The organism is Legionella tucsonensis, assembly GCF_001468035.1.
GTDB lineage: Bacteria > Pseudomonadota > Gammaproteobacteria > Legionellales > Legionellaceae > Legionella > Legionella tucsonensis.
Map to the genome: position 1 here is coordinate 2,068,440 of NZ_LNZA01000001.1, position 25,122 is coordinate 2,093,561.

Here is a 25,122-nt window from a genome sequence, read left to right on the forward strand (position 1 = left end):
TACGCTTCGCTTACCTAGGCTCAATTAGAAAGCCGTTCTTTTTGAACAAAAGTAAGGCGCATCTGAAAGCGATTGGCAATAAAAGCACCCGCCAAAGTAATGCAACATCCAACAAGTGAAAGTAAGGAGGGTTGTTCATCTAGCAAGAGAAATCCCATGAATGTTGATACAATGGGAAGAGCATAAAGCATGATTGATGCATTAGATGCCGGTAAGTATTTCAGCACATAAGCCCATGCCAAATAGGCAAGCGCGGCTGGAAAAATACCCATATAAACAACTGCCGCCGTAGTTTGAAAATCTGCAACTTGAATTTGCTGAAGCATATCGGGGAAAAATACAGATAACAATAAAGTTCCGCCCCACATTACCCAAGCGATAATCGCAACAGGATGATACACGCTTACGAATTGTTTTTGAATAATTGTTAAAATAGCACCCATCAAAGCAGAAACCAAAATCGCTAAAATTCCCTGCTGCATTCCAGGCTCTGAGTTGTTGTCAATCGCCAATAAAGCCAGACCCAATATACTGATAATGATACCAACCCATACACCTCGCGCCAGTTTTTCCTGTAAAAAAATCAATGATAAAATGACAGTCAACACTGGCATTAACCCAAGAATAAAACTGGCTATACCAGCAGAAACACTCAGCTCGCCATAATTTAAACAAATATTATAAATACCTATGCCAGCCATGCCAGTAAGAAGTAATTGCAACCGATCTTTCCAAGCCACTCGTTTTTTAATGCCTAGGCTATAGTAGATGATCAGCATACACAGTGAAGCAATCATAAAGCGTAAAAGAGCAAGTGCTCCTGGGGAATAGGCGGCTAATCCAATGCGTATCCCAACGAATGCTGAAGCCCATAATACAATGGCAACAGTAACCACACAGCTCACTTTGAAAGACGGCATCCCAACACACCCGGAGAAAATAACAGACTTATTGTATCAGGATTACTCGTAACAATCACGTTACAGCATACGCACAACACCACTAATTCGTCATATTTTCCCGAGCAATAATAAAGCCCAAATTATGTTGCATTGCACCCAGAAAACACCCAATATAAAGCGCTTTTTTTGCAAAATTCAATTTTATTGAGGCCAATATGTAAAAACTCTTGGCATTTTCTTTTTTTATAATCTACTTTTAAAGAAGGGCCTGTTCCTGCTGAGGAAGAATCTATGGATGACCCTTTTTCTGCGCTATCAAACGCCGTTGAATCCGTTTTCCATTTGGTAAAACCAAGAAGTAACGGAAAATATATCTACTCTGAAATTCAGGGGCTCAAGGAAGCGCTAGACAATTATCGGCAACACAGTGAAAAAACTACGTTTATTGGACTGGTAAAAGCATTAGGCGCAGCATTATATCTCTTTGAAAAGTGGCGGATTAATTTTGAGCCTATAAAAAGTTCGGTTGATGCTCTAGCTTCACAACACCAAATGCCCGCCATTAATTGGGACAAGTATCTCACTCATCCTAAAGTTTCACCAAGATTCCAATTTGGTGATCAGCAAGGTGAAGAATTTATCTCCTGGTTAAAATCTATATCCAAAAAAGCTTTTATGCAGCAAGAGAATGGCATCATAGCTATGTTAATTGCATATAGTGAATATGATGGATTTAGCGATAAATTAACGACTCACTTGCAAAATCACCCAGAGTTTTTATTGCACTTGATTCTAGAATCCAAGGAAAATTTTATCGAGATTTCCAGTTCGCGTTTAATTTTGCATTTAACTCATAAACAAATAGCTCAAGCAATAATCCACTATTTGCCGGAATTACTGCAAGAGCATCCAGATCCATTCGTCCAGGTAGAACAGCTCGTAGCTAGACTGAATGTAATATTAACTCATGGGTGCGGAATTTCTACACTTTTACGTAATTCTGAAGCCAAAGCAATTTTAGATAGCTCTGAGTTTTTTCAAATATACCAAAGTGAACAATATAAAAATCGTCAAGCATATCCTTTATTTGTAGAAGATGAGTATTCGAAGCCACAAATTTAATCAATAGGTATCAATAAAGCCAGAACCCATGATTAACGAGTTTACACGTGAACCCGGGTTCCGCAGACACGTCACCCAGGGCTGCATAAAGAAATCATCCTCAATCTAACAAGCCTAAAGACTTCACTGTATCACGTTCTTGTCTTAACTCATCTAAAGTTCTGTCAAACATTTCACGGCCATAAGCGTTAAAAGACAAGCCTTCAACTACTTTTAATTCACCGTGTTCATGCCGACAAGGAAAAGAGAAGATTAAACCTTCATCCACACCATACTCGCCTTTAGAACTACGGCACATTGAGAATGACTCTCCTGCAGGAGTATCAGTAACTAAATGATTTACACCTGTGATAATGGCATTGGCAGCTGAAGCAGCAGAAGAAGAACCACGAGCTTTAATTACTGCAGCGCCACGCTGTTGTACAGTCGAGACAAATGTGTCTTTCAACCAAGACTCATCAATAGCCTTAGCTGCAGAAACTCCATTGATTTTCGCATTATAAAAATCAGGATACTGAGTAGAAGAATGATTTCCCCAAATTGTCATTTGCGTGACTGCAGTAATATCAACCCCTGCTTTTTTAGCCAATTGAGTACGTGATCTTAATTCATCCAACGTAGTCATAGCATAAAAACGATCATTAGGTATGTCTTTAGCGTTATTCATAGCGATTAAGCAGTTTGTATTACATGGATTACCGACAACAAATACGCGCACATCATCGCTTGCATAATCATTAATTGTCTGGCCTTGTTTAGTGAATATTCCGCCATTAATTTGCAATAAATCAGAACGTTCCATGCCTTGCTTGCGAGGTACAGAACCTACCAATAATGCCCAGTTTATTCCATCCATTGCCTTATTCATATCTGAAGTACAAACCACACGCTTCAATAAGGGGAAGGCACAATCGTCAAGCTCCATAGCAACCCCTTCCAGAGAAGGAAGTGCCGCTTCAAGCTCAAGTAAATTTAATTCCACTTCAGTATTTAGACCAAACATTTGTCCCGAAGCAATCCGAAATAATAATGCATAACCAATTTGTCCAGCTGCTCCAGTAACAGCAACCCTAACTCGTTTATTTGCCATGTGATTTCCTCTTGTTTTTCAGGTAATCATCGAAAATTCTCTCTCGCTAAGCGGGAAGAGCACAACATGAATGATTACATTTTTTGTTAGAAAACTCCCAACATGATACTATTGCATTCCCAAACAAGCCAGTCTAAAAAGAGTAATGATTCCTTTATCGTTGTACATTCACATTCCATGGTGCATTCGCAAATGCCCTTACTGTGATTTTAATTCCCATAAAAGTCCTGAGATTTTACCAGAACAAAATTATGTTCAAGCACTGATTGCTGATTTAAAAGCCGATTTGCAGCATGTTAAATCCCGTGAAATTTGCTCTATTTTTATTGGCGGAGGGACTCCGAGTCTTCTTTCTGCTCATGCCTACGATATCTTATTCACTGAACTAAAGTATCTTTTGCCCTTTGCCCAAGATATTGAAATCACTATGGAGGCAAATCCAGGTACTGTAGAACAGCAACGCTTTACTGAGTATCGACAAATCGGTATTAACCGGCTTTCCTTAGGCATTCAAAGCTTTAATCCGGAACATCTTCGCACACTGGGTCGCATCCATGACGCACAACAGGCTCATCGTGCTATCGACTCTGCACGTACTGCCGGTTTTAACAACTTAAATCTGGATATCATGCACAGTTTACCCAAGCAAAGCATAGCTCAAGGACTCGATGATTTGCGTACTGCCATTGCGCACCAACCAGAACATTTATCTTGGTACCAATTAACCATAGAGCCCAATACAGTATTTTACAAAGAAAAGCCTCCATTACCTTCTGAAGATGAAGCCTGGCATCTGGAAGAAAAAGGACTCGCTTTACTTAAAGAGTCCGGTTTTGAACGCTATGAAATTTCCGCCTTTGCCAAACCTGCGCGACAAGCTCAGCATAATTTAAATTACTGGTTATTTGGTGATTACCTGGGTATAGGGGCAGGTGCTCATGGCAAAATCACCACCCGAAATGGAATACTAAGAACACGCAAACAACGTCAGCCTAAAGAATATCTCGACCCAGACAAACCTTTTTTAGCAAATATAGAGATGGTAGAACCCCAAGATCTTCTTTTTGAATTTATGCTCAACACCACGCGATTAGAGCAAGTCATCCCGTTAGAACTTTTTACGCAAACTACGGGCTTGCCATTGAATTATTTACTCCCTAAACTCAAAACAGCAGAGCATAAAAACCTAATTACCCTCACTGATACATACTGGCAAGTAACTGCTTTTGGCCGACGTTACACCAACGATTTGCAAGCCTTATATTTGTAAGCTCAATAAATCGCTTACCCTAATTAAACGCCTAAATTTCGGGGCTCTTGCTTGTAAATAAAGATTAATTGATAATAAGTTATTATTCGAAAAAGGAGCAATCGGTGATATTATTTATATTCTTGGTAGTTCTTGCTTATTTAATGGGATCTATCTGCTCTGCAGTCATTGTCTGCAAGGCTTGCTCTTTGCCCGATCCACGTACAGAAGGTTCAAAAAATCCCGGTGCTACTAATGTCTTGCGTATTGCAGGAAAACAATATGCGGCCATGGTTATGATTGCCGATCTACTGAAAGGTACTATTCCTGTGCTCATTGCTAAAATCTTGGGTGCAGGCCCTGCGACCGTAGGATTTACTGCTTTGGCTGCGGTTATAGGCCATATGTATCCTGTTTTTTTTGACTTCAAAGGAGGAAAGGGTGTTGCTACAGCAATTGGTGCACTCTTAGGCTTTCATTTCATTGTTGGCATTTTAGTTGTAGCAACGTGGTCAATCGTCGCCAAGTTTTCACGTTATGCCTCTTTAGCCTCTATAACAGCTATTGGTTTTGCTCCATTTTATTCACTATTACTTATCCAGCATCTGGATATTTTCCTACCTATATTCATTATGGCCTTATTAATCGTCTACAAACATAACGAGAACATTGTGCGCCTTATTGATAAAAAAGAGCCAAAAATTAAATTAAAGGAAGATGTTCTTGATATCATGATGGAGGGCAAAGCAGAGCACGCTGTTCCCCCCAAAAAACCTGACACTATGCCCGAAGAAACAGTAATTGAAATAGAAGAAGTGATTATCACTGAAACTGTAGAGGTTGAGCCTGAAGTTAAAGTTACGAAAGAAACCAGTAAAAAAGCTGAAGAATCTGAAAAGAAAACCAGAGCTAAAAAAACCACTGCACCCAAAACGAAAACAAAAAAGCCTGAAGAGAAATAAAATAAAACAAGCACAGATTCTAAAATCTAGACATCCCTGAAAAATCCGTTTTCACAAGGATTTTCAGGGATTGAAAAAAAGTCAAGCCAAAGGCCATCTTGCCTTAACTTCTACCCCACTACTTAAATCCTTTTCTCCCCTTAACATCCGCAAACATCCAGCAAAAGCAATCATTGCTCCATTATCGGTACAATATTCTAAAGCTGGAAAATAAATTGTTCCGCCAATACCCTGAATCCATTCGCGCAAACCCACACGCAATGCTTTATTTGCCCCTACTCCGCCCGCAACGACCAATTGCTTGCAACCTGACTCGTGCACAGCCCGTTTGCATTTAATCATTAGGGTTTCAACCACTGCTTCTTGAAATGCCTTGGCAATTTCAGCACGTGCACGCTCATCTTTTGTGCTTTGATTCCAAGTGTTTAATGCAAAGGTTTTTAAGCCGCTGAAACTAAAATCCAGGCCGGGTCTATCTGTCATGGGACGGGGAAACCGATAAGGGGTCGATTCACATTGATCGGCAAGAGCTGCAAGTACCGGGCCTCCGGGGTACGGTATGCCCATGAGTTTAGCGGTTTTATCAAAAGCTTCACCTACTGCATCATCCAGAGTATCTCCAAGGATACGATATACTCCTAAATCCTTGACTTCAACTAATTGACAATGACCACCAGATGCCAAAAGTGCGATAAAGGGGAATTCGAGTGATGGAGTTTCCATTTTTGCAGCTAAAAGGTGCGCTTCCAAGTGATGAATGGCCAAAGCAGGAATTTGTAATGCGTATGCCAGGCTTTTTGCAAAACAAGCTCCTACCAGTAAAGCACCAATCAACCCGGGACCTGCTGTATAGGCAATACCATCCAATGCTTTTTTATCAATTCCTGTTTGTTGCAATACCTTATCAAGCAAAGGAATCAAATAATTAATGTGATCACGTGAAGCAAGTTCAGGAACCACGCCGCCATGTACTCGGTGTGTATCAATTTGCGAATGTAAGGCATGCGCCAACAAACCAGCATCTGAATCGTAAATCGCTATTCCAGTTTCATCACAAGAAGATTCAATGCCCAAAATCAACATACAAAACCTAATCTGAGAGTAGTAGCAAATCCAGAATTGTAACACACTAATCGAGTCCCATTGCACCTTGTTGTCTTTAAAAAACAAATCAACGAATGAAATGCTCTTTAATTAATCGATTTGTGGTATAATATGTCTAGAACAGGACTTAGATATATTTGCTTTGGCTACCATAAGCATTATAAGCCCAAATGTATTTTCTTTGGAGCATTAAAATGGCATATACCAAAATTGATCAGCCTTTTTTAGAAGCCTTTACCAGCGAGTTTATTTTACATTTAAGTAAACCTTACGACCCTCATGAGGAAAACGGAGCACAAGAAATGATCGCTCAAGCCTCATTCGGTGATTTCGGTAAAATATCGAGAATCTTTGATCAACTGGCACGACTTCCCTGTATCTCAAGAGAAGAATTCAACAACAGGATGGCAGAGACAAAAAGCATTGAAGTCTACATGAAACCCATTATTGATAAGGTTGCAGAACTTCTTCTAACCCCGGATAAATCGCGACTTAATGATAAGGTAATTAAAGCAATTGGTGTGGATAACTATTGTCGCTTAGTCAATGGAAAAAATGTTTCCCAGGAAAAAGATAAAATTGAGATTGTTGCGAATATAGATGAAAGTGCTGGACAAAAAGCTAACAATAAAGCACAAGAAAAGTTTGTAAAGACTGAAAGAAATCTTGCCAAATCCTTTCTCGAAGCGATCCTGCCCTGTTATTCAGCATGTATTTATGAAAATAACGTTCTGCCCGAGGAAAGAACCAGACATCTCCTTGAGAATCAGATTAGGGAACTCAAAAGTAAAATACAAAGCATCGATGAAACGAAAAAAGGGATTTTTCCTACTGGATGGGAAGAGCCAAATCTGGTATCCGAAAAAATCAGTCTCAAAGAGTTTGATAAGCAAGGAAAAGAACTAGTTATTGAAATTCGGGCTGTTTTACAAGATGAATCATCAAATATAGAAAGGATATGGGAATTATTAAAAAAATGCGATGCATTAGTTACTCGAGGAACAGCTCTTCTTCTCGAGTCAAACGCAGAACTAGGTAAGATGACCGATCCGATACAACAGCTTGGGTTACGGCTTGCCAAAAATAATGGCTCAATATTTGACTTAAAAGAAGAGCCACGCAAACCCGATTACTTTACGTTAAAAAACAAGGTAGACGCCTTACTAGAAATAATCCGACTTTCCAAATCCAAACTTACAAATTCGGAGTTAAGTGGTGCAATGAATGAATTGGAAAAAAAACTGGAAGAGGCGGAAAGTCAACTAAATACATTTCATAATGAATTTGCTGAGCAACTCAAAGATAGATTACCAATACCTGATCAAGCAATAGAACCTGCACTTGAGCCATACACCAAGGGTATTTCGACATTTTTGGAGGCTATAGATCAAACCAAAATGAAAGATTTAAAGCCTTATGAAATGAGTGTAGTACAACGTATCATTAATGTAATCAGCTTTGGCTATTTCTTCGCTGAAGAAAGAATACATGAAAACAGCAGCCTTCATATGAAAAGTGAACTGATGAAAATGAAAAGTGAATTAGATAACCCAATGTCTGAAGCAGCAGTATACAGCTACTCGTAGTAACATTAATTCATATATTTAGGCCGTTTAATTTATTATCCAGGCCTAATTCTCACTTGTAATTAATAAAAATTTATAGTTTAAAACTTGACGCGTGCTTCAACTAGCACTAGAATTGCCCACCTATTAAGATCAAATAACCAGAGGATTAGTTTAATGCCTACCGTTCGCGTCAAAGAAGGCGAAAACCCAGAATACGCACTGCGCCGTTTCAAGCGCTCTTGTGAAAAAGCCGGTATTTTAACCGAATTACGCCGTCGTGAATTCTATGAAAAACCAACTGCTGAGCGTAAGCGTAAACAAGCTGCTGCAGTAAAACGTCATCTGAAGAAAATTTCTCGTGATATGACAGCAAAACAACAAGGCGGAAAACGCCGACGTAAATAGGATTTTTCTATCCTGTATTTTTTACCAAGGCCACATGTACCTCGCATAGTCACAGTGATTATGGTGTCGTATTTAGTGGCCTTTTGCTTTTCAGTGATTAAGGGCCGAGCTGCTCATTAGATTTTAAGGAATAAAAATGACGATTAAAGAACGCCTCAATAATGATGTTAAAGATGCAATGCGAGCCAAGGATAAAGAACTTTTATCCACACTTCGTTTAATCACTGCTGCAGTAAAACAAGTTGAAGTAGATGAGCGTATCGAAGTGGACGATGAGCGCATGTTAGTGATTTTGGATAAAATGAGTAAACAACGCAAAGAATCCATAGCACAATATGAAAAAGCCAATCGAGAGGATCTAGTCGCTCAGGAACAATATGAACTGGATGTTCTGAAAAAATACTTGCCTAAACCTTTATCTGCTGCAGAAATCGAAAAAATGATTCAAGATGCTATTGCTTCGACTGGTGCCGAAAAAATGGCTGATATGGGTAAAGTGATGGCACTTTTAAAACCCAGCTTGCAAGGACGTGCTGATATGGCTCAAGTCAGCGCCATAATAAAGGCTAAGTTAAGTTAAGGATCAACATGTCTGGCTTAATCCCGCAGCCATTCATTGATGATCTTCTCCACCGAACGGATCTGGTTGAATTAATTGACAGCTATGTTCCCTTGAAAAAAAGAGGGAACAGCCATATTGCGTGCTGTCCTTTTCATAACGAAAAATCTCCTTCATTTAATGTCGTTGCCAAAAAGCAGTTTTATCACTGCTTTGGCTGTGGTGCTTCAGGCAATGCCATCAGCTTTATCATGAATTATCTCAATCAGGGATTCGTTGATGCGGTTGAAACGCTGGCTACTCGTCTGGGCTTAGCAATTCCTCGAGACAAACAAACTGAAAAAAATAATCCATCACAGGATCTTTATAAACTTATGTCTTCTGTAAGTCTTTATTATCAAAAAAAATTAAAACATGAAGGAAAACCTGCCATCGATTATTTGCGTGGCAGAGGCTTAAGTGGAGAAATCGCGAAGCTGTATCAATTAGGTTATGCGAATGAAGGATGGCATCATCTTGAAAAAGCATTCCCTCGCAATCAACGTGAATTGATTGCAACCGGGATGTTAATTAAAAATGAAGAGGGAAAAATTTATGACCGATATCGAAACCGCGTCATGTTTCCTATTCATGACCGTCATGGACGCATTATAGGCTTTGGCGGGCGCGTCCTTGACGCAGAACAAAGACCTAAATACCTTAATTCACCTGAAACAGTCATTTTCCAAAAAAGCAGAGAATTATATGGGTTACACCAGATTCTAAGCCAGCAAAAAACAATAGATTACATTATTGTGGTTGAAGGTTATATGGATGTGATTGCATTAGCCCAACATGGAATTATGAATGCGGTAGCTACCTTAGGAACTGCAACCAGTACTTATCACATTCAACTTCTTGCGAAACATACTAAATCGCTAATTTTTTGTTTTGATGGTGATAATGCTGGAAAACAAGCTGCATGGCGTGCCCTTGAAAGCAGCTTGCCGCATTTGAATCTGGGACTCGATGCCAGTTTTATGTTTTTACCAGATGGGCATGACCCAGACAGTTTAGTTCGCAATGAAGGCAAAGACCATTTTTTAAATCAACTTAAACAAGCTATCCCACTGCATCGATTTCTTTTTGATAACTTAGCCAAAGACCTCAATTTACTTCGTCCCGCAGGAAAGACTCAATTAATTAATTTAGTCAAACCTTTTTTACAAAAAATGAATGAGGGCTCATACAAGCAATTACTTATCGGAGATCTTGCTCGTTTAACTCATATCGAAACGCATCGCTTAAGCCAGCTGGTTACCCAAGAATCTAATCCATACCAGCAGGAACAGATGATGACTATAGCGCGTACACCAATACGCGTTGCTGTGGCCTTGCTCTTACAACATCCAGAAATTTATGCGCGGATCCAGCAACACATAAATCTCGAGCTACTGGACACTAAAGAACATGAAATTTTATTGCAACTGTTACAACAACTGGCAACGAACTCACAAGCCACTACCGCAACACTTATTGAATCATGGCGTGATCATCCTTTTTTTGATTCCATAAATAGGCTCGCTGCCTGGGATCATTTAGTTCCTGAACAAGAATTAGTCAAGGAATTTATTGATATTATGTTTTTTTTACAAAAACAAAATCGTGAATTAACCATACGTCAACTGATTAATAAATCACGCCAACAAGGCTTAAATGAAGAGGAAAAAATAAAGTTACAAGACATGTTAAAAGAACGCCATGTTTGACTTGGTACCTAGCTAAATTCCAGCGTGGCTACGTTTGGACAATGCAATTAGTATTAACCCTAACTCATGCGGTGTTCCATAATGTGCTAGACTCTTGTAAAGAAGCTATCCAGAAAAAAGCAATGAAAAATTACTGGTATGTTGCAGCCTCCCGGTTTATAATTATAAGATTTTGTAATCCTAAAGAAGCAAGCAATCCAATTAGTGCTAAATAATGCTGTAGATTCCATTGTTTTTTAGGATAATGTCCAATTGTCCCTAGAGAAGTGCCTATGACCATACATGATCAAGAACAGCAAAGCTCACAGATAACCAAAGTCATTAGCCTAGGTAAGGAACAAGGTTATTTGACTTACAGTCAGATCAATGATTTGCTGCCTAATATAGTCGACACAGAACATTTTGATGTCATTATCAGTATGCTGGAAGGCATGAACATCAAGGTATTTGAATTACCGCCTGGTGATGATGAACTGGCTCTTCTGCTTAATACAGAAGAAGTTCCAGATATTGAAGAAGCTGCAATGGTACTTGCCTCTGTGGACAAGGAAACTGGCCGTACAACCGATCCGGTTCGTATGTACATGCGTGAAATGGGTACAGTGGAGCTGTTGACCCGTGAAGGCGAGATTCGTATCGCGAAACGCATTGAAGAAGGCATTTACCAAGTACTTAAAGCTTTGGCTAATTATCCTGAAACTGTCCAGTTAGTGCTTGACGATTATGATCGTTTCAATGCTCAAGAAATTCGTCTAAATGAGATTATTAGCGGCTTTTCTGATGTTGAAGATGAAATAGCTCCTGCTGCAAGTATTGGCTCCATGCTTGATGAAGATCGACAAAATGATGATCTGCTTCTTTCTGATGAGGAAGAAGATGAAGAGGGCGAAGGTGGTATAGGGGAAGTCGATGATGGTCCAAACCCAGAACAAGCAAAAATTTATTTTGATGACTTACGCAAGGCCTATGAAGAAGCAATAGCTGTACTAAAAGAGCTGGGAAGAGACCACGCTAAGGCACTGAAAACGTTAGAAACCATGTCTGAGTCGTTCTTAAAGCTCAAGCTTACCTCCAGACAGGTTGATCGTTTAACACGTCATTTCCGCCAACTACGTAACCACATCAGAGAATTCGAGCGTGGCATTATGCGCCTTTGTATTGAAAAAGCACGTATTCCGCGAAAACTGTTCATTGATACATTCCCAGGCCAAGAAACAGACATGGAATGGCTCAATAGCATTATTAGCAAACACGGTAAAAAACTCGATATGAACCGTATCCAGGAACATACCGAGGAAATTCTGCGTATCCAATCTCGATTGATCGCATTCGAAGCCGAATACGGCTTGACGATTGCTGAAATTAAAGACATCAACCGTAAAATGTCCATTGGCGAAGCTAAAGCACGTCGCGCCAAAAAAGAAATGGTTGAAGCCAACTTACGTTTGGTTATTTCCATCGCAAAAAAATACACCAACCGCGGCTTGCAATTCCTGGATTTAATTCAGGAAGGCAACATCGGTTTGATGAAAGCAGTAGATAAATTTGAATACCGTCGCGGTTATAAGTTCTCCACCTATGCAACTTGGTGGATTCGACAAGCAATTACCCGCTCTATCGCCGATCAAGCGCGTACCATCCGTATTCCGGTACACATGATCGAAACGATTAACAAGCTCAATCGAATTTCCAGACAAATACTTCAGGAAACTGGCCGTGAAGCCACACCCGAAGAATTAGCTGAAAAAATGGAATTGAGCGAAGACAAGATTCGTAAAGTCTTAAAAATTGCTAAAGAACCTATTTCCATGGAAACTCCAGTGGGTGATGATGATGATTCGCACTTAGGTGATTTTATTGAAGACAATAACATTGAGTCACCAATCGACATGGCAACTGCTGAGGGTCTTCGCGAGGCAACTCTGGAAATATTGGAAACTTTAACCCCAAGAGAAGCCAAAGTACTTCGTATGCGTTTTGGTATCGAAATGAATACCGACCATACTTTGGAAGAAGTAGGCAAACAATTTGACGTAACTCGTGAGCGAATTCGTCAAATCGAAGCTAAAGCGCTTCGCAAACTGCGTCATCCATCTCGTTCAGAGAAACTGAGAAGCTTCCTCGAAGGTGATGAAGGCTAATTATTCAAATAAAGAGGAAGGATAAAAAGGATTTGTGACTCTTTACTCCTCCCTACCCTCTCCCGAATGGGAGAGGGTAATTCTGAGAGTTCCTAAAAAAATCACAAAAAAAACTAGAACATTAAACAAATTAAGTTTAAAATGACCCCTCTCCGGGCCCATAGCTCAGTTGGTCAGAGCAGCGGACTCATAATCCGTTGGTCCTAGGTTCAAGTCCTAGTGGGCCCACCAATAAAATCAAGTAGTTACGAACTACCCCCTCCTGAAAACTGACCTCATGGGGCACTGATGGGGCAGTTGAAAATATCAAGTCACGACACATATCCGTAAATCACAACTGTACTTTATTTAATATCTGACACATGCAGGATCGCTCGTGAATTCAGACACTGGTATAAACTGTGGTGCATTTCCTAATATGAAGAGTGAGGTACATGATTACATAAATGCTGTCAATGAAGTTGCACAAGAGATATTAGATAAACATAACATTGTCATAACACCAACAGATAAATGGTTGGAAACAATGGATTATGAAAATCTCTCCTGGTACAGCTACACCTTTTTGATTAACCGTAATGTAGAAACCATTTTCAAATTAAATTGTGAATTTGCTGAATATTTTGAATTAAGAAGTTTGTCTAAATACAAAGGCAGCCAGGAAGTGACTTTTATGTTTGAACGCAAGGAAGAAGAAAATGCCTATCCAACCCAACGATCTCTTAATACTTTCTAAAAGCCTATTGAATAAAGCCACTGAAGAAGTAGAATTTAGGACATGTTCAAATCGTTCTTATTATGCCTGCTACCAAGAAGGCTGTAGAATCGCGCCTAAAGCCACAGGATATAAACCCCCATCACAAAATAAAAAAAATATAGGCCATACTGACCTACATACACTTTTAAGTAATCATGAAAACCAAACTCCACCAAATCATAGGAGTCAAAAAGATAAGGCCATAATATATATTGGCGTTCTCATGAAGCAATGTTTTAATTTAAGAGTTAAAGCTGATTACAGGTTCAATGATACTTTCCAATACAATCAAGCCCTGATGGCACACCTCTTAGCAGATAAAATTATTAAGAAGGCAACAAAACTCATTCCATAATAGAATGTTCAAAAAGAGAAAATCTAGAGCGGGCTCTATTCACCATCTTTTTTTCCTTCTGCTTTTCCTTATAAAATCTACTGCAAATTCCCAGCAATGACGAGAAATATCACCTTATTTTTACCGCAGGAAACATTACTTATGAGCAGGTGAAAATTCTGCGGAACGCTTAGGCGTCTATGCTAAGCCACTTCGTTCACTTAATTCTGCGGTAGGACGTTTATAACCCCCAAACATCAAGCTAAGAAAATTATAATCCGAATATTTTCTATCATCTCAAAATAGTCATTTATTTTTATTAAAAATAAGAGCAATGGTCTATATTTAACGTACTAAACAGATGAGTTGAAAAAATATCATAGAAGGAACATATTTATGGACAAAAAAATAGAACTATTGACCCCCCAAAACTCCGTGTTATTAATGATTGATTATCAACCACAAATGGCTTTTGGTGTCGTAAGTATTGATCGGCAATCTTTGAAGAATAATGCCGTAGCCTTGGCTAACGCAGCAAAACTATTCCAGGTTCCTACTATTCTTACCTCTGTGGAGACAGAAAGTTTTAGTGGTTTTATATGGCCAGAGTTACTCGATGTATTCCCTAAAAATGATGTTATTGAGCGTAGCAGCATGAACTCATGGGACTCTCAACTAGTGAGGCAACATGTTGATAATACTGGCAGGAAAAAGTTAATTCTTGCAGGCTTGTGGACTGAAGTATGCATCAACATGTGTGCTTTTTCAGCAATGCAAGATGGTTATGAAATTTATGTAGTTGAGGATGCTTGTGGTGGTACAAGCGAAATAGCACAACAATCCTCTATGAATCGAATGCAACAGGCTGGAGTTGTCTCTGTAACTTGGCAGCAAATACTGCTTGAATGGCAACGTGATTGGGCAAGAAAAGATACTTATGATGGTGTCATGAATATTGTCAAAGAATTTAGTGGTGCTTACGGTATGGGCGTTGATTATGCTTATACAATGCTTCACAAACAAAAGCCAAGAAGTGAATGGAAAGGTAAAATGGTTAAATAATATATTTCTTAAGGAGTAGATAAATACGCGACTCTCAGCCTAATCAAAACACTAACGTAGGCTAATGATTCTATATCAGGGTTAATCAAGGAGAATCTTGCAATGGATACAATTTATTACAACGGAAATTTTAAAGGCTCAGGTATTAGTAATAAAAAAATAACTGCTGTTGCCATTAAAAATAATAAATTTGTTCAATTTGGCTCTGATACAGAAATTATTAAATTAAAAACATTCGAGACGATACTGGTTGATTTGCAGCAAAAAATTGTAATTCCAGGATTAAATGATTCTCATATCCACTTAATTCGTGGTGGACTGAATTTTAATATGGAGTTACGTTGGGATGGCGTTCGAACACTTAATGAAGCGTTATTTATCCTTAAAGAGCAAGCTGAACGCACTCCTGCTCCCCAATGGGTTCGAATTGTTGGTGGTTGGACTGAGTTTCAATTTAAAGAGCGGAGAATGCCAACATTGGATGAAATCAATTCGGTTTCAAAAGACACTCCTGTCTTTGTTCTTCATCTCTACGATCGCGCCTTACTCAATAGAGCGGCATTGAATGCCATTGGTTATGATAAGAATACTAAAGAAATGCCTGGTACCATGATTCAGCGTGATAAAAAAGGTAATCCAACCGGCATGTTAATTGCCCATCCTAACGCCATCATACTCTATTCTGCATTAGCTCAAGGCCCTAAGCTTAATCGTGATGATCAAATTAACTCAACCTTACATTTTATGCGCGAATTAAACCGTCTTGGAGTCACTAGTGTGATCGATGCGGGTGGTGGGTTTCAAAATTACCCAGATGATTATGAGATAATCCAAGCGCTCGATAAAGAAAATAAATTAACCTTAAGAATCGCTTATAATTTATTTACGCAAAAAGCAGGGTATGAACTAGATGATTTTACCCATTGGACAAAAACTTCGAAATACCAACAAGGTAATGACTATTATCGTCATAATGGAGCCGGTGAAATGCTTGTTTTCTCAGCTGCTGATTTTGAAGACTTTCTGCAACCGCGACCTGACTTACCTTCTGTAATGGAGGAACAACTAAAACCTGTTGTACGTCTTTTGGCAGAAAATAAATGGCCCTTTAGATTACATACAACTTACGATGAATCAATTGCTAGAGCTCTAACTGTTTATGAGGAAATCCATTCAGAGATCCCTATTGATAATTTACATTGGTTTTTCGATCATGCAGAGACTATCTCTGATCATTCAATAGATCGGGTAAAAAAACTCGGTGGTGGTATAGCTATTCAAAACAGGATGGCTTTTCAAGGAGAGTATTTTAGTGAACGCTATGGGAAAGAAAAAACCTTACGTACTCCCCCAATTAACAAAATAATTGAAGCAGGAATTCCAATCGGCATGGGAACAGATGCGACTCGAGTTTCGAGTTATAACCCATGGTTATGTTTATATTGGCTAACTACAGGAAAAACAGTAGGTGGACAATCACTTTATAATGAAGACAACATCCTTTCCAGAGAAAAAGCATTAGAGCTTTATACTAAAGGAAGTGCCTGGTTTTCTAATGAAGAAGACATAAAGGGATCTTTTCTTTCTAATCAATTAGCAGATTTTGCTGTTCTGTCTAAAGATTTCTTTTTAGTACCAGAAGAGGATATTAAAGACATCTATTCGTTAATGACGGTGGTAGGTGGGAAAATTGTCCATGCTTGCGATAGTTTTTCTCAATACAATCCGCCAATTCCACCTGTTAGTCCCTCATGGTCTCCAGTTAAATATTATGGCGGTTATCATCGAAAAAACGTACTCGCATCAATTAACCAGAAGTTCCATCACCACAATCATTCTACTACTCCTTGTCATCATAGTTCTTGGCAATGGGGAGCATGTTTTTGCTGGGCATTTTAGTTATGAAAGACAACATCCAACGCAAAGGATAGGGGCCAGATGATTAATAAATTTGGGGTAATACTCTTCAACTACTTGATAAAGTAAGGTGCGCTTCGGTTGATGGTGGGGGCTGCTATGCTATAGGTCGGATTCGTCTTCCATTGCCTATGATACATTACCATATAGGGGCGGTATGGATTGTTAGCTGCGTCACTGAAAATTATCTGCAGTGACGCAGAAAAATCACTTTGATTTAACCGCGTAAAATCAACACATTTCAGCATTTTTTCCGATCCCGCCAATCGGGATTGGAAAAAATTCTTTGTAAAAGATCATGTGAAGCGATTATCGCCTTTGCTAATTTGGTATCAAGCATGACTGACAAGCTGATGAAACTCCCGAGAAACGTCAACCAACGTCTTATGCTAAACCTCTTCATTCCCTAACCCCGTGGCTGGACGATCAGTCGGGAAACCATCTAGGAATCTTTGTCATCCACATGGCAATTTCCTCGGGAGTTTAAGCCAATTTATCAATCCCACCAGTTTTTTTATTAAGAAGAAATCCTTTATCGATTAAAGATTGTTTAATTTGATTTTCATAAAAATGTAAACAAACGAAAGTTTGTATATTGCGCTCTTGAATGCTTTTCGCTGTGAGACAAGATAACTTCGCTGAGCTCGAGCGATTTAAAGGGTTGTTGATTTCGAAGATCTGGTAAATTATAGTTTTTAATGCTAACTTAATTTGCGGAAAATATTATGTCAAATAAGACAAATTTTAATTCTTATGCTAATTGCGAAAGTTTTTTTAGAACAATTCCATCATTTATAAGTGTTTCTGAAATTTTATCTAAAAGAAATTATCGTATAAGGCTGCTATTTAAACATATCAAACACAACAGTGAAATTGGTTTTGAAATATTACGATATTTACCTTTAACATACTGACTAACATCTCCGCAGTATATTTTAATTTCACTCTAATACTGCGTTCTAATTCGGCTTTTGCAATTACCTCATCTCGAATGCGGCTAATATCTTGTTTGATCAATAGCTTTGGTACATTTTTGTTTCGCCTCTTCAAATTTTTCTCTTTTAATTAAGTTATCAATATGAAGAATTGATTTTCTATTTCTTCCGGAGTTGCAAAAAATTCTGCCTTGGGCGGGAACTCATCACGAAGGGGCAAAAAGTTTCATCGATAATTGCCAAAGTGAAAGATGGAAAAATTTATCACTTTATATTTTTGAAAGATACCTTTGCAACAGCTGGCACTTTTAGAATTAGTCCAGCCGGCACGTTTCATAGTGATCCCAAAGGAATCGAATTCGAATTATAATTTAAATTTAGGAGAAAAACATGAAAGTTGTAATAATCGAACAATTTGGACCTTCAAGCGTGATGAAGCTGATAGATCAGCCAACGCCCAATCCAGGTTACGACGAAGTTCTTGTCAGAGTGAAAGCTGCTTCCGTAAACCCTGTCGATATACAAACCAGAAGGGGGGACTACAACAATTCGATTGCATTACCAGCTAGGCTCGGAGTTGATTGTGCAGGTATCATTGAGAAGGTTGGAAAAGGTGTCCATGGTTTTCAGATTGGAGATGAAGTGTTCTATGTCACGAGGCTACTCGAAAACGAGGGTAGTTATGCAACGCATCATGTCGAGAAAGCAACCATAGTCGCAAAAAAACCTGAAACGATTTCTTTTGAACAAGCTGCTACGTTACCGTTATCCGCTGGTACCGCATGGGAGTGTTTGATTGAGAGGGGGCGCCTAAAGTCGGGTGATAAAGTTCTCATTCATGGTGGAGCAGGAGGCGTCGGTGTGTATGCAATCCAGATTGCAAAGTTTTTTGGAGCTCATGTTGTAACTACATCTGGCCTACATAACAAAGATTTTGTAGAAATGCTAGGAGCTGATGTCAGTTATGATTATCGCAGAGAGTCGTTGTATGAAGAGCTTCGTCAAGACTATCCCTCTGGTTTTGATATTATCCTAGATACCGTGGGTCAAAAAACAATAGAAAATAGTCTTTCATTACTGGAAACCTCAGGGAGGTTAGTGTCAATTGTCGATATGTCTGAACCTCAAAACTTGATTAGTGGCTGGCTAGTGAATGCAGAGATCCATTTTGTTTTTACAACTCAATCCGCGAAAAGGCTTGCTGAAATTGCAAAAGTGGTCGATGCGGGCGGTATAAAGCCTATTATTGAACGTGTTATGAAGTTAAGTGAAATAGTGTTAGCTCATGATTTAATCGAGACTGGAAACAGAAAAGGTAAGATTGCAATCTCAATAGATTAGTGCGTGTGTGTGTGGATTAAAAGTAGTCTAGCCGAATCTATCTACAGTGCAAACGGCGCCATCTACGGCCACCACTGTAACGACTAGAAAATGGGGTAAAAAATACCCTGCTGTAATGAAGTCCTGGAATAACAACTGGGAGGCTTTATCTCAATACTTTAAATACCCCGAAGAGTTTAGACGCATCATTTATACGACTAACATTAAGGTACTAAAAGCCTTTCTTGATTGCTGGCCGAAGGCACCGGAATTGAACCTGTTGTCTACGTCTTCTTCTCACCAATAAAAAGCAACTCTTTCAAGGCCATTTGATTATCTAGAATATCTTCAAGCGTATATTCTTTTAAAACGGCCAAAAAGCTTTCTTTTGCATCAAATAAAATACGTTTTAGCTTGCAAGCAGGCGCGATACAGCAAGTGGCTTTTTCTTTATTAAAACAGGGCACTAAATCGAAATTCGGCTCCAGCTTGATTACCAGCTCGCCCAAGTTAATATCTGATGGGTGTTGAGCCATCGTAATACCACCGCTTTTGCCTCGAATGGTTTTAATAACTCCCATCTTTGATAAATTGTGAATGATTTTTAGCAAATGATTGGATGAAATTGCATAGGCATTGGCAATATCATTAATGGTGCACAACTCTTTTCTCAATGCAATATATATCAATGCTCTCAATGAGTAATCGGTAAACTGGGTTAACTGCATACGTAATCTCTTTAAATCATTTCTTGACGAGTATTATTTCTTTTTATAAGATGTATTTCAAATATATCTTTAAGGAGTATACCATGTCTAAATCATTATTTGAGCGTTTGGGTGGCCAAAATGCCGTCAATGTAGCTGTTGATATCTTTTATCGCAAAATATTAACCGACGATAGAGTCAGTAATTTTTTTGATGATGTCGATATGGAGCAACAAATCCTCAAACAAAAAGGCTTCTTAACCATGGTTTTTGGTGGCCCTAATCATTATAGCGGAAAAGACATGCGCGAAGGCCATCGTCATTTAATCAAACGTGGATTGAATGATTCACATGTGGATATTGTAATTGAACACTTGGGAGCAACTTTGCAAGAGTTAGGAGCAAATGAAAAGGATATTCAGGAAGTAGCCGCTATCGCCAACAGTGTGCGAGATGATGTATTAGACAGGTGATACTATGACTGAACTGCATTATAATGAGCAAGTCCTCCATTCAATGGAGGATGAGTCTGTGCTTGATTGCCTGCTACGGCATGATGTTGATTATCCTCATGCCTGCCGTTCAGGAGTTTGTCAGGCTTGTTTAATGAAAACCACCGACAGCTCAATCGAGTCAAAATGGCAGGAAGGTTTGCCAGATACATTAAAATCTCAAGGATATTTTCTTGCATGTCAGGCCAAACCAACGACCACCATTCATCTAAAAGTCCCAGATGCTGCTGAATGTGAGCAACAAGCCATGATTTCAGAGCTATCTCCCCTCACTCATAATGTCATTAGAGTAAAGCTTTTAACAGAACACTTGGAAAACTGGATCCCTGGGCAATACCTGAATCTATTAAATCCTGACGGCATATCTCGAAGCTATTCGATCGCCAACATGCCAGCTAAAGAAGGATACATTGAGCTGCACATCAAGCTAAAAGATGACGGTGTGATGAGCCAATGGCTTCAAAAAAAAGCAACTGTTGATGAAATAGTCCATATTCGAGGACCTTTTGGCAAATGCTATTATGTCAATGCTAACCAATCATCATTTGATATACTTCTAATCGGCACCGGTACCGGATTAGCGCCTTTATTAGGTATCGTAAAAGTCGCTTTAAGCAAGCAACATCAAGGTAAAATTACTTTAATCCATGGGGGCTGTCAGGACGATGATATTTATTACACTGAAGAACTGCAAACTCTAGCGGCGTTTTACCAGAATTTTCAATACATACCCTGCGTGTTAAAGAGTAATGGACGTTATCAAGAGTCGGATATTACGCAGCAATTATTGATGCATCTAAACAATACGGGGAATGTTCAAGTTTATGTGTGTGGACCCAATGAAACAATCAAAATCTTAAAAACAAAAGCATTTCTAGCAGGCGTTCCTTCTTCCAAAATTTACAGCGATGCGTTTTTATAAAAATGTAAAAATACACATTCATCATATTGATGAAGTGGGGCATTTCAGTAGTATAAATTTTATGAGCGAGACAGTCATCACCATATGGTTCATAGTTAGAAATAACAAGATGTTAGACAGAAGAAATTAATTTTGATTTAATCCGATTCAGATATTTGAACAAGGAGGTGCATAATAGGTGAAACAAAACGCGATGACTGGGACCCGCAAGATACATCGGTCTTGCAAAATCATCGATTGGCCTATGATAAAATGCGTGATAAATGCTCGGTAGCGCATAGCGATTTTATGGGCTGATCATTATTTCCTCATCAAGATATTACTACTGTTTTATCCGATCCAGAAACCTTAGCAAGGTAGCCCGTTTGCTTGCAAACGGGGATTAAGCCCTTGAATGGAGAAAAATCCTGTTTGCAAGCAAACAGGCTACGCTCGCTGGAACTCGTCAGGTTATTAGCTCCAATCAAAATATGATAAAATTAAAATGTGAATATATGGAAATAAATTAATCAATATGGAACTATTATGAAACAACATCTCTACCATTATTGGCTTAGGTGTGCCTGCGTTTTAACCATGGTAACTGGACTGATAAGCTTGCTTGCAAGTTATCCCGACACTGATTTTTTATGGCGTTATTTGTTTAATGCTCTGAGTGGGTTTCAATCTGATATCCAGTTTAGTGCAGTGGCCCGGACTCTCAGTGCTGTTTTAGGTGGAGTCATGATTGGCTGGGGATGGATGATGTTTCATCTGGTTCATCCATCTGTATTTAATCAATTTATTCGCAATGCCCTGTTATCCGGAATAATTGTTTGGTTTCTTACGGACTCTATAGGATCCTATGTATCTGATTTGCCCATGAATATTGTTTTGAATATCATCTTTCTAATAATTTTTCTGATTCCTCTTATATCTTTAAAGAAATCGAAGTGACCCCAGTTCGGAGTTTTTCGCTTAACAAGCAGTAAGCAAAGCAGGCTGCTGAGTTAGCAATCTAACCGCTGATAATTTTAGTGGTTCGATTGCATATGCAGCTAAAGCTGCCATTAAATGGGACAGGGCATTAATAACGGATCGATGTCTTGTATGCCAAATATGATATTTATGTTTCATGCAGTTAAAAATTGTTTCAATAATGCCGCGTTGATTGAGTAACTGTTGCTCATAATTGCTTAATTTAAGTGATTCCTTCATATTCCTTCGTTTCCGAGTGATAAGCTTTAAGCCTTTATTCATGAGTATTTCGAACAATTTTTTTCCAAGATAACCTTTGTCTCCAAAAGCCAATCCACGTAGTGATTCAAGCAGGCTTTGCGCGGCTGCACTATCATGGCGGTTGCCTTGTGTGATTTTAAACGCAATCAACTCACCTTGATGATTGACTACTAAATGAATTTTTAGCCCAAAGAACCAACCAACAGATGTTTTTCCATACTGAGCAATCGCATCAAATGTTTTATGTGGCTTTGAACGTTTCAAATGGCAAACAGGAAGACAACTGGAATCAATATAATAGATACCAGTCTTTTTGCCGCATCTGAGTTGCGTAAACAGGGTTAACGGGAAAATAGAACGTGATATTAATTCAACAAATCGGGTATAACCTGGCATATTAGGAAAATAATATAGCCAATAGTTCTTCAAAAAACCTGTATAAAATGTCTTGAAGTTACGATATCCAATCATTTGAAACAAAATTTGAACTGTCATGATTTCGCTGATTGATAAACAGCAATTTGGGCCGCGCCGTCCTTTTGTTGGAGATGAGAGCAACGATTGTGAAATATTATTATCCAACTCCTTGCAAAAATCGTCTATTTCACAAAAAATAGTTACCAGCTGACGTTCCTGTATCATATTGAAAATCCTTTTGCCTGAGAAACCAAAGAAAATTTAGTATGTTAGTTTCGTCAGCATGTCTTTTCAATAATTTTAGGTACTTAAAAACCCCGAACTGGGGTTCTAATAAGTAATTCAACAATAAATAGTTCAATTATATTCATTTAATACCAGCAAATAAAAATGCTTGAAATTCATGTTTGACCTGATAACCTGAAAGCAACACTACTGAAGAGTCAGCGAAATTCTGACGAAACCGCGAGGTCTTGTGATGTGCCATCTTGTTCCCTAATTCCATGGCAAAGCGTTTTAGCAGGGAAACCCATCAGGAGATGTCTTTAAGGTTTTATACCCGAGGAGTGCTTCAAGCACATCATCATTAATAACCAGGTAAATCAACCGATGTTTCGGTGATCTTTTTTTGCATAACCCAATTGGGATGAGCATTCCCTTTGGGGATATCTCCCTACTTCAAGGAGCTACCATGCAACAACAGGAACCAGCACAACTTGAAATTGAACATTTACTCTTTGAGCTGAATTGTTGTGTGAATGATTTAAACCGTCACCGACTTCAAATCAACACCTATGATATTCAGCAAGCTGAGTTAAGTTTGTATAAATTGGAAACCCTGATTTCTTTTGTTAAACAGTTGATACTCAACAAATTGTTTATTGATTGAAGAAGTTTTGTTTTAATCATACCCCACCACGGGAGCGAACTCCCGTGTGGGATTGTTCCCTTTCACATAAGGAGATAATCCCATGGAAACCCCTTCAATTTATGTCGCTTGTTTAGCTTCTTATAACAACGCCATTTTGCATGGTGTTTGGATAGATGCTACACAAACCGAAGATGACATCATGGAAGAAATCTGGGAAATGCTGGATAACAGCACTGAACCTGATGCTGAAGAGTACGCCATACACGATTATGAAGGATTCGGCAGCATCAATATTCATGAGTATGAGGCAATAGATAATATTGTTGAATACGCATCATTTATTAAAGAACACAGAGAGCTGGGCTTAGCCCTTCTTTGTTACTACTCAATAGATGAAGCGCAAACTATGCTGGATAATTTCCATGGTTGCTTTGATTCAGAGATTGATTTTGCTGAGCAGTTATTTGATGAGTGTTATGCCCATCAATTGCCGGACAATTTATTATGTTATTTTGATTATGAAGCTTTTGCTCGTGATCTTTTTATTAGTAATTATTGCTCGGTGGATGTCAATGGACAAACTTATGTTTTTTCTTCTTACTGAGCCTCTTTAAGGGGGCTCTTATCAAAAGCTTTTTTATGTATTTTTAATACTGTTATTATATAATCTGACTATCATTAAAATGTAAAATCCCAATGAAGCCATGCTCGTAGTAATAAACTCAGCAGTTATGTTTATTACTTATAAAAAATGAGGTAAAAATGACAAAAAAATTGAACATGGCTTTTCTAGAATATGTATTGGAGCATCAGAACAACAAGGACAACTACCTTAATCGCTTTTTTGTACTGAAGCACAGAATGGAAATAGAACAATCTTTTGCAAAAAAAAAGATTGAAAGGGCACGAAACGAATTAGAAAAAGCTGGTTTAATTATTAATTTGGGGTCAGGAATAATCCATATAACAGATGAAGGGAAGCAGTTTTTTCACGAAAATAGCCAAATTAAATTATATACACTTCTAGAAAGGTTTACTTTTCGTTTTAATAAAAAATGGATTGCAATTTTATCTATCGTCACATTAATAATAAGTTTATGTGGTTTATTTTTTAATAAAAATGATTCTATGATCACCATTATTCAAAATATAGCAGTAAAATTTAAATCTGAAGTTACAACTCAGCAAGTCGTTCTCATAGATAAATCTTAATTCGAGAAAGCTTTTCAACTTCATATGTTTTTGAATAACAAAAAAGTGGAGCTTACGATTATGTATTTTTCCCTTGGGTTTCAGATGC

General features: G+C 38.5%; 24 protein-coding genes, 1 tRNA gene and 1 pseudogene. 21 read left to right on the plus strand and 5 right to left on the minus strand.

The features are described 5' to 3' along the window. Positions 1-20: 20 nt before the first annotated feature. A complete protein-coding gene (locus tag Ltuc_RS09105) occupies positions 21-920 on the minus strand; it encodes a DMT family transporter (protein ID WP_058520954.1) in 900 nt (299 codons plus the stop codon). A gap of 273 nt (positions 921-1,193) precedes the next feature. Between Ltuc_RS09105 and Ltuc_RS09110 the strand changes: the two genes are divergently transcribed. After that, the gene (locus Ltuc_RS09110) at positions 1,194-2,024 is read left to right on the plus strand and encodes a hypothetical protein (protein WP_058520955.1); all 831 of its coding nucleotides are present in this window, start codon (positions 1,194-1,196) and stop codon (positions 2,022-2,024) included. Between the two features lie 100 nt (positions 2,025-2,124). On the opposite strand, the gene Ltuc_RS09115 is transcribed toward Ltuc_RS09110, so the two are convergent. Beyond that, positions 2,125-3,114 (minus strand): malate dehydrogenase, encoded by a 990-nt coding sequence (locus Ltuc_RS09115; RefSeq protein ID WP_058520956.1) that lies wholly within the window; start codon positions 3,112-3,114, stop codon positions 2,125-2,127. 145 nt (positions 3,115-3,259) lie between these two features. On the opposite strand from Ltuc_RS09115, the gene hemW reads away from it, so the two are divergent. Then, positions 3,260-4,384 carry a radical SAM family heme chaperone HemW gene (hemW, locus tag Ltuc_RS09120; RefSeq protein WP_058520957.1) on the plus strand — a complete coding sequence of 375 codons (1,125 nt, stop codon included), beginning with the start codon at positions 3,260-3,262 and terminating at the stop codon, positions 4,382-4,384. A gap of 104 nt (positions 4,385-4,488) precedes the next feature. Further along, positions 4,489-5,325 (plus strand): glycerol-3-phosphate 1-O-acyltransferase PlsY, encoded by an 837-nt coding sequence (gene plsY / locus Ltuc_RS09125; protein ID WP_058520958.1) that lies wholly within the window; start codon positions 4,489-4,491, stop codon positions 5,323-5,325. Positions 5,326-5,406: 81 nt separating this feature from the next. Here the strand turns inward: plsY and tsaD are convergent, their stop codons facing one another. Continuing rightward, positions 5,407-6,408 carry a tRNA (adenosine(37)-N6)-threonylcarbamoyltransferase complex transferase subunit TsaD gene (tsaD, locus tag Ltuc_RS09130; protein ID WP_058520959.1) on the minus strand — a complete coding sequence of 334 codons (1,002 nt, stop codon included), beginning with the start codon at positions 6,406-6,408 and terminating at the stop codon, positions 5,407-5,409. A gap of 215 nt (positions 6,409-6,623) precedes the next feature. Here tsaD and Ltuc_RS09135 point away from each other — a divergent pair, with 215 nt between their 5' ends. The 12 genes and pseudogenes from Ltuc_RS09135 to Ltuc_RS15060 all read left to right on the plus strand — a co-directional run. After that, positions 6,624-8,015: a hypothetical protein gene (locus Ltuc_RS09135; RefSeq protein WP_058520960.1), complete on the plus strand. Its 1,392-nt coding sequence runs from the start codon at positions 6,624-6,626 to the stop codon at positions 8,013-8,015. 156 nt (positions 8,016-8,171) lie between these two features. Continuing rightward, a complete protein-coding gene (gene rpsU / locus Ltuc_RS09140) occupies positions 8,172-8,402 on the plus strand; it encodes a 30S ribosomal protein S21 (protein ID WP_010652681.1) in 231 nt (76 codons plus the stop codon). Between the two features lie 136 nt (positions 8,403-8,538). After that, a complete protein-coding gene (locus Ltuc_RS09145; protein ID WP_058520961.1) occupies positions 8,539-8,982 on the plus strand; it encodes a GatB/YqeY domain-containing protein in 444 nt (147 codons plus the stop codon). A gap of 8 nt (positions 8,983-8,990) precedes the next feature. Then, on the plus strand, positions 8,991-10,709 hold the full coding sequence (dnaG, locus tag Ltuc_RS09150; RefSeq protein ID WP_058520962.1) for a DNA primase: 1,719 nt from the start codon (positions 8,991-8,993) through the stop codon (positions 10,707-10,709). 272 nt (positions 10,710-10,981) lie between these two features. Beyond that, positions 10,982-12,850 (plus strand): RNA polymerase sigma factor RpoD, encoded by a 1,869-nt coding sequence (gene rpoD, locus Ltuc_RS09160; RefSeq protein WP_058520964.1) that lies wholly within the window; start codon positions 10,982-10,984, stop codon positions 12,848-12,850. A 154-nt stretch (positions 12,851-13,004) separates the two neighbouring features. Continuing rightward, positions 13,005-13,081: transfer RNA gene (locus Ltuc_RS09165), tRNA-Ile, on the plus strand. Positions 13,082-13,226: 145 nt separating this feature from the next. Beyond that, the gene (locus tag Ltuc_RS09170; RefSeq protein ID WP_058520965.1) at positions 13,227-13,586 is read left to right on the plus strand and encodes a hypothetical protein; all 360 of its coding nucleotides are present in this window, start codon (positions 13,227-13,229) and stop codon (positions 13,584-13,586) included. Beyond that, a complete protein-coding gene (locus Ltuc_RS09175) occupies positions 13,549-13,962 on the plus strand; it encodes a hypothetical protein (protein ID WP_058520966.1) in 414 nt (137 codons plus the stop codon). Before Ltuc_RS09170 ends, Ltuc_RS09175 begins: the two co-directional genes overlap by 38 nt. Positions 13,963-14,337: 375 nt before the next feature. Beyond that, the gene (locus Ltuc_RS09180) at positions 14,338-15,003 is read left to right on the plus strand and encodes an isochorismatase family protein (protein ID WP_058520967.1); all 666 of its coding nucleotides are present in this window, start codon (positions 14,338-14,340) and stop codon (positions 15,001-15,003) included. A 102-nt stretch (positions 15,004-15,105) separates the two neighbouring features. Further along, positions 15,106-16,902 (plus strand): amidohydrolase, encoded by a 1,797-nt coding sequence (locus tag Ltuc_RS09185; protein WP_058520968.1) that lies wholly within the window; start codon positions 15,106-15,108, stop codon positions 16,900-16,902. A 1,343-nt stretch (positions 16,903-18,245) separates the two neighbouring features. Then, positions 18,246-19,196, plus strand: a complete 951-nt coding sequence (locus Ltuc_RS09195; protein WP_058520970.1) for a zinc-binding dehydrogenase — start codon at positions 18,246-18,248, stop codon at positions 19,194-19,196. A gap of 88 nt (positions 19,197-19,284) precedes the next feature. Next, positions 19,285-19,401: pseudogene (locus tag Ltuc_RS15060) on the plus strand (transposase); the annotation flags it as partial. A gap of 58 nt (positions 19,402-19,459) precedes the next feature. On the opposite strand, the gene Ltuc_RS09200 reads toward Ltuc_RS15060, so the two are convergent. Further along, positions 19,460-19,903 carry an Rrf2 family transcriptional regulator gene (locus Ltuc_RS09200; protein ID WP_058520971.1) on the minus strand — a complete coding sequence of 148 codons (444 nt, stop codon included), beginning with the start codon at positions 19,901-19,903 and terminating at the stop codon, positions 19,460-19,462. 83 nt (positions 19,904-19,986) lie between these two features. Here Ltuc_RS09200 and Ltuc_RS09205 point away from each other — a divergent pair, with 83 nt between their 5' ends. The 3 genes from Ltuc_RS09205 (at position 19,987) to Ltuc_RS09215 (ending at position 22,252) form a co-directional block, all read left to right on the plus strand. Next, positions 19,987-20,355: a group I truncated hemoglobin gene (locus Ltuc_RS09205; RefSeq protein WP_058520972.1), complete on the plus strand. Its 369-nt coding sequence runs from the start codon at positions 19,987-19,989 to the stop codon at positions 20,353-20,355. A gap of 4 nt (positions 20,356-20,359) precedes the next feature. Next, entirely contained in the window at positions 20,360-21,316 is a 957-nt protein-coding gene (locus tag Ltuc_RS09210) for an FAD-binding oxidoreductase (RefSeq protein WP_058520973.1), read from the plus strand. Between the two features lie 525 nt (positions 21,317-21,841). After that, positions 21,842-22,252, plus strand: a complete 411-nt coding sequence (locus Ltuc_RS09215; protein ID WP_058520974.1) for a hypothetical protein — start codon at positions 21,842-21,844, stop codon at positions 22,250-22,252. A gap of 21 nt (positions 22,253-22,273) precedes the next feature. On the opposite strand, the gene Ltuc_RS09220 is transcribed toward Ltuc_RS09215, so the two are convergent. After that, entirely contained in the window at positions 22,274-23,176 is a 903-nt protein-coding gene (locus Ltuc_RS09220) for an IS982 family transposase (RefSeq protein ID WP_058520975.1), read from the minus strand. Positions 23,177-23,642: 466 nt separating this feature from the next. On the opposite strand from Ltuc_RS09220, the gene Ltuc_RS09225 reads away from it, so the two are divergent. The 3 genes from Ltuc_RS09225 to Ltuc_RS09235 all read left to right on the plus strand — a co-directional run bounded on the left by Ltuc_RS09225 (position 23,643) and on the right by Ltuc_RS09235 (position 25,034). Beyond that, on the plus strand, positions 23,643-23,840 hold the full coding sequence (locus tag Ltuc_RS09225; RefSeq protein WP_058520976.1) for a hypothetical protein: 198 nt from the start codon (positions 23,643-23,645) through the stop codon (positions 23,838-23,840). Between the two features lie 82 nt (positions 23,841-23,922). Then, a complete protein-coding gene (locus Ltuc_RS09230; protein WP_058520977.1) occupies positions 23,923-24,426 on the plus strand; it encodes an antirestriction protein ArdA in 504 nt (167 codons plus the stop codon). A gap of 158 nt (positions 24,427-24,584) precedes the next feature. After that, positions 24,585-25,034, plus strand: coding sequence for a hypothetical protein (locus tag Ltuc_RS09235; protein ID WP_058520978.1), 450 nt, complete (start codon positions 24,585-24,587; stop codon positions 25,032-25,034). The last annotated feature ends 88 nt before the right edge of the window (positions 25,035-25,122 follow it).

Excerpts from the sequence above, each read along its gene's own strand:
- dnaG (WP_058520962.1), top strand. The coding sequence starts at position 8,991 with ATGTCTGGCTTAATCCCGCAGCCATTCATTGATGATCTTCTCCACCGA.
- Ltuc_RS09235 (WP_058520978.1), top strand. The coding sequence starts at position 24,585 with ATGACAAAAAAATTGAACATGGCTTTTCTAGAATATGTATTGGAGCAT.
- tsaD (WP_058520959.1), bottom strand. The coding sequence starts at position 6,408 with ATGTTGATTTTGGGCATTGAATCTTCTTGTGATGAAACTGGAATAGCG.
- hemW (WP_058520957.1), top strand. The coding sequence starts at position 3,260 with ATGATTCCTTTATCGTTGTACATTCACATTCCATGGTGCATTCGCAAA.
- Ltuc_RS09115 (WP_058520956.1), bottom strand. The coding sequence starts at position 3,114 with ATGGCAAATAAACGAGTTAGGGTTGCTGTTACTGGAGCAGCTGGACAA.
- Ltuc_RS09105 (WP_058520954.1), bottom strand. The coding sequence starts at position 920 with ATGCCGTCTTTCAAAGTGAGCTGTGTGGTTACTGTTGCCATTGTATTA.
- Ltuc_RS09230 (WP_058520977.1), top strand. The coding sequence starts at position 23,923 with ATGGAAACCCCTTCAATTTATGTCGCTTGTTTAGCTTCTTATAACAAC.
- Ltuc_RS09195 (WP_058520970.1), top strand. The coding sequence starts at position 18,246 with ATGAAAGTTGTAATAATCGAACAATTTGGACCTTCAAGCGTGATGAAG.
- Ltuc_RS09210 (WP_058520973.1), top strand. The coding sequence starts at position 20,360 with ATGACTGAACTGCATTATAATGAGCAAGTCCTCCATTCAATGGAGGAT.
- Ltuc_RS09220 (WP_058520975.1), bottom strand. The coding sequence starts at position 23,176 with ATGATACAGGAACGTCAGCTGGTAACTATTTTTTGTGAAATAGACGAT.
- Ltuc_RS09175 (WP_058520966.1), top strand. The coding sequence starts at position 13,549 with ATGCCTATCCAACCCAACGATCTCTTAATACTTTCTAAAAGCCTATTG.
- Ltuc_RS09135 (WP_058520960.1), top strand. The coding sequence starts at position 6,624 with ATGGCATATACCAAAATTGATCAGCCTTTTTTAGAAGCCTTTACCAGC.
- Ltuc_RS09110 (WP_058520955.1), top strand. The coding sequence starts at position 1,194 with ATGGATGACCCTTTTTCTGCGCTATCAAACGCCGTTGAATCCGTTTTC.
- Ltuc_RS09185 (WP_058520968.1), top strand. The coding sequence starts at position 15,106 with ATGGATACAATTTATTACAACGGAAATTTTAAAGGCTCAGGTATTAGT.
- Ltuc_RS09145 (WP_058520961.1), top strand. The coding sequence starts at position 8,539 with ATGACGATTAAAGAACGCCTCAATAATGATGTTAAAGATGCAATGCGA.
- rpsU (WP_010652681.1), top strand. The coding sequence starts at position 8,172 with ATGCCTACCGTTCGCGTCAAAGAAGGCGAAAACCCAGAATACGCACTG.
- Ltuc_RS09200 (WP_058520971.1), bottom strand. The coding sequence starts at position 19,903 with ATGCAGTTAACCCAGTTTACCGATTACTCATTGAGAGCATTGATATAT.
- rpoD (WP_058520964.1), top strand. The coding sequence starts at position 10,982 with ATGACCATACATGATCAAGAACAGCAAAGCTCACAGATAACCAAAGTC.
- Ltuc_RS09225 (WP_058520976.1), top strand. The coding sequence starts at position 23,643 with ATGCAACAACAGGAACCAGCACAACTTGAAATTGAACATTTACTCTTT.
- Ltuc_RS09180 (WP_058520967.1), top strand. The coding sequence starts at position 14,338 with ATGGACAAAAAAATAGAACTATTGACCCCCCAAAACTCCGTGTTATTA.
- Ltuc_RS09215 (WP_058520974.1), top strand. The coding sequence starts at position 21,842 with ATGAAACAACATCTCTACCATTATTGGCTTAGGTGTGCCTGCGTTTTA.
- Ltuc_RS09205 (WP_058520972.1), top strand. The coding sequence starts at position 19,987 with ATGTCTAAATCATTATTTGAGCGTTTGGGTGGCCAAAATGCCGTCAAT.